The sequence below is a fragment of the Nocardioides pelophilus genome (assembly GCF_014180685.1).
GTDB lineage: Bacteria > Actinomycetota > Actinomycetes > Propionibacteriales > Nocardioidaceae > Nocardioides > Nocardioides pelophilus.
This window is the reverse complement of record NZ_JACEHF010000271.1, coordinates 1-2715: the sequence shown is the minus strand read 5'-3', so window position 1 is coordinate 2715 and position 2715 is coordinate 1. Positions and strand designations below refer to the sequence as shown.

Sequence of the window (2715 nt, the reverse complement as noted above, 5' to 3'; positions counted from 1 at the left end):
CCGACGGCGACCGGGAAGAACGCGAGGTAGGCCGCGACCACGGCGACCGAGTCCTCGCTGCTCCAGACGTAGCCGCCGATCTGGATCTCCGAGCCCCAGCGCCGGACCAGGGGCGCGATCGCGATCAGCGGCACGGTCTGGCTGAGGATCACCCAGGGCAGCAGCGCGGACTCGAAGATCCGCAGCCCGCTCATCAGCAGCGCCAGGAGCAGTCCGACCACCACGCCGATCAGCCAGCCGCGCCCGGCCAGGCCGAGCGAGAACATGCTGGCGTCGAACACGGCCTGGAGGGCGCTGGGGGCGTCCGGCCGCCCGGTGACGGGCTCGCCGAAGCGCTGCAGCATCTCCCAGGAGTGCGGCATCGCGAGCTCGGTCGTGCGCGGCAGCACCCGGGTGTCGCCGACCAGCACGCCCTGCTCGGGCCCGAACGCCTTGTAGAGGTCCCAGGTCGCGACCACCCCGGCCACGCCGAGGACGCCGAAGAGCACCGCGCGGAAGCGGTTCCAGAGCTGGGCCAAGGTCTACGCCTTGGCCGTGATGTGGTCGCGGAGGTGGGGCATGATCGACTCGCCGTAGACGCGCATCGTCTCCTCCTTGTTGTCGTGCTGGAGGTAGACCGCGAACTGGTCGACGCCGATCGCCCGGAGCTCCTCGAGCTTCGCGATGTGCTGCTCCGGGGTCCCGAGGATGCAGAACCGGTCGACGATCTCGTCGGGGACGAAGTCGACGTGGTCGTTGTCGGCCTTGCCGTGGGTGTTGTAGTCGTAGCCGGTGCGGCCCTTGATGTAGTCGACGAGCACCTGGGGGAAGTCACCACCCTCGCCGTACTTCGCGACGATGTCGGCGATGTGGTTGCCCACCATCCCGCCGAACCACCGGGTCTGCGACCGCATGTGGTCGATCTGGTCCTCGCTCCCGACGTACGCCGGCGCGGCGACGCAGAAGGTCAGCGCGTCCGGGTCGCGGCCGGCCTTCTCGGCGGCGTCGCGCACCTGGGTGATCATCCACCTCGCGACGTCGACGTCGGCGAGCTGGAGGATGAAGCCGTCGCCCGCCTCACCGGCGGTCTTGAGCGCCAGCGGGCCGTAGGCGGCGATCCAGACCTCGAGCTCGGAGGTGCGCGCCCAGGGGAACTGCAGCGTGGAGCCGTTGTGCTCGACCGGTCGGCAGTTGCCGAGCTCGCGGATCACGTGCGTGGCCTCGCGGACCTCCTTGAGGGTGGTCGGCTTGCCGTTGAGCACCCGTACCGCGGAGTCGCCACGGCCGATGCCGACCACCGTGCGGTTGCCGTACATCTCGTTGAGGGTGGCGAACACCGACGCCGTCACGGTCCAGTCACGCGTCGCCGGATTCGTCACCATCGGTCCGACGATGATCCGCCGGGTCTCGGCGAGGATCTGGCTGTAGATGACGTAGGGCTCCTGCCACAGCAGGTGGGAGTCGAAGGTCCACACGTAGTCGAACCCGTGCTCCTCGGCCTGCTTCGCGAGCCCGACCGTGCGCCACGCGGGCGGGTTGGTCTGGATCACCACACCGAAGTCCATGTTGTTCCTTTCGTTGGTGCCTCGGTCCCTTGACGCTCGCTGCGCGAGCTCCTCGACCAGCGGCGCCCGTTACACCAGGTACTGAGTGAGATCGCGCTTGAGGAACCGGCCGTGGCCCTTGGTCCCCTTGAACTCGCCGTCCTCCACCAGCACGGTGCCGCGGGAGATGGTGACGTCGACGTGGCCGTCGATCTCGTAGCCCTCCCACGCGGAGTGGTCCATGGCCATGTGGTGGGTCTTGCCCACGCCGATCGACGTGTGGCCGTTCGGGTCGTAGACGACGATGTCGGCGTCGGCGCCCGGCTGGATCACGCCCTTCTTGCCGTAGAGGCCGAACATCCGCGCCGGCGTGGTCGAGATCAGCTCGACCCAGCGCGGCAGCGAGATCCGGCCGTCGACGACGCCTTGGTAGAGCAGGTCGACGCGGTGCTCGATCGAGCCGATGCCGTTGGGGATCGCGCGGAAGTCGTCCTTGCCGAGCTCCTTCTGGTCCTTCATGCAGAACGGGCAGTGGTCGGTCGAGACCATCTGCAGGTCGTTGGTGCGCAGGCCCTGCCACATCGCCTCGAGGTGGCCCTCCTCCTCCGAGCGGAGCGGGGTCGAGCAGACCCACTTCGCGCCCTCGAAGTCGCCCCACTCCTCGCTCGTGGCGCCGAGGTTCTTCTCCAGCGACAGGTAGAGGTACTGCGGGCAGGTCTCACCGAAGACGTTCTTGCCGTTGTCGCGCGCCCACGCGACCTGGGCGACGGCCTGCTTCGCGCTCATGTGCACGATGTAGAGCGGCGCGTCGGTCAGGTCGGCGAGCATGATCGCCCGGTGGGTGGCCTCCTCCTCCATCTGCCAGGCGCGCGCGATGCCGTGGTAGTACGGCGTCGTCTTGCCGGACTCGGCCAGCTGCGCGGCGAGCACGTCGATGGCCGGACCGTTCTCGGCGTGCATCATCGTCAGCAGCCCCATCTCACGGGCCTTCTGCATCGCCCGCAGGATCTGGGCGTCGTCGCTGTAGAAGACGCCGGGGTAGGCCATGAACAGCTTGTACGACGTGATGCCCTCGTCGACCAGACGCTCCATCGCCTTCAGCGAGTCGTCGTCGACGCCGCCGACGATCTGGTGGAAGCCGTAGTCGATCGCGCAGTTGCCGGCGGCGAGCTCGTGCCAGTGCGCGAGGCCG

At 68.5% G+C, this 2715-nt stretch carries 3 protein-coding genes; all 3 read right to left on the bottom strand.

Going from position 1 to position 2715, the window contains the following annotated elements:
* Window positions 1–518, bottom strand: a 518-nt coding sequence (locus H0488_RS22765; protein WP_512698550.1) for an ABC transporter permease family protein, incomplete at its 3' end; no start/stop codon positions are given.
* A gap of 3 nt (window positions 519–521) precedes the next feature.
* On the bottom strand, window positions 522–1544 hold the full coding sequence (locus H0488_RS22760; RefSeq protein WP_183101470.1) for a TIGR03842 family LLM class F420-dependent oxidoreductase: 1023 nt from the start codon (window positions 1542–1544) through the stop codon (window positions 522–524).
* 69 nt (window positions 1545–1613) lie between these two features.
* Window positions 1614–2715 (bottom strand): dihydropyrimidinase (gene hydA / locus H0488_RS22755; protein WP_183101469.1); only part of this gene is annotated, 1102 nt, incomplete at its 5' end.

Excerpts from the sequence above, each read along its gene's own strand:
- H0488_RS22760 (WP_183101470.1), bottom strand. The coding sequence starts at position 1,544 with ATGGACTTCGGTGTGGTGATCCAGACCAACCCGCCCGCGTGGCGCACG.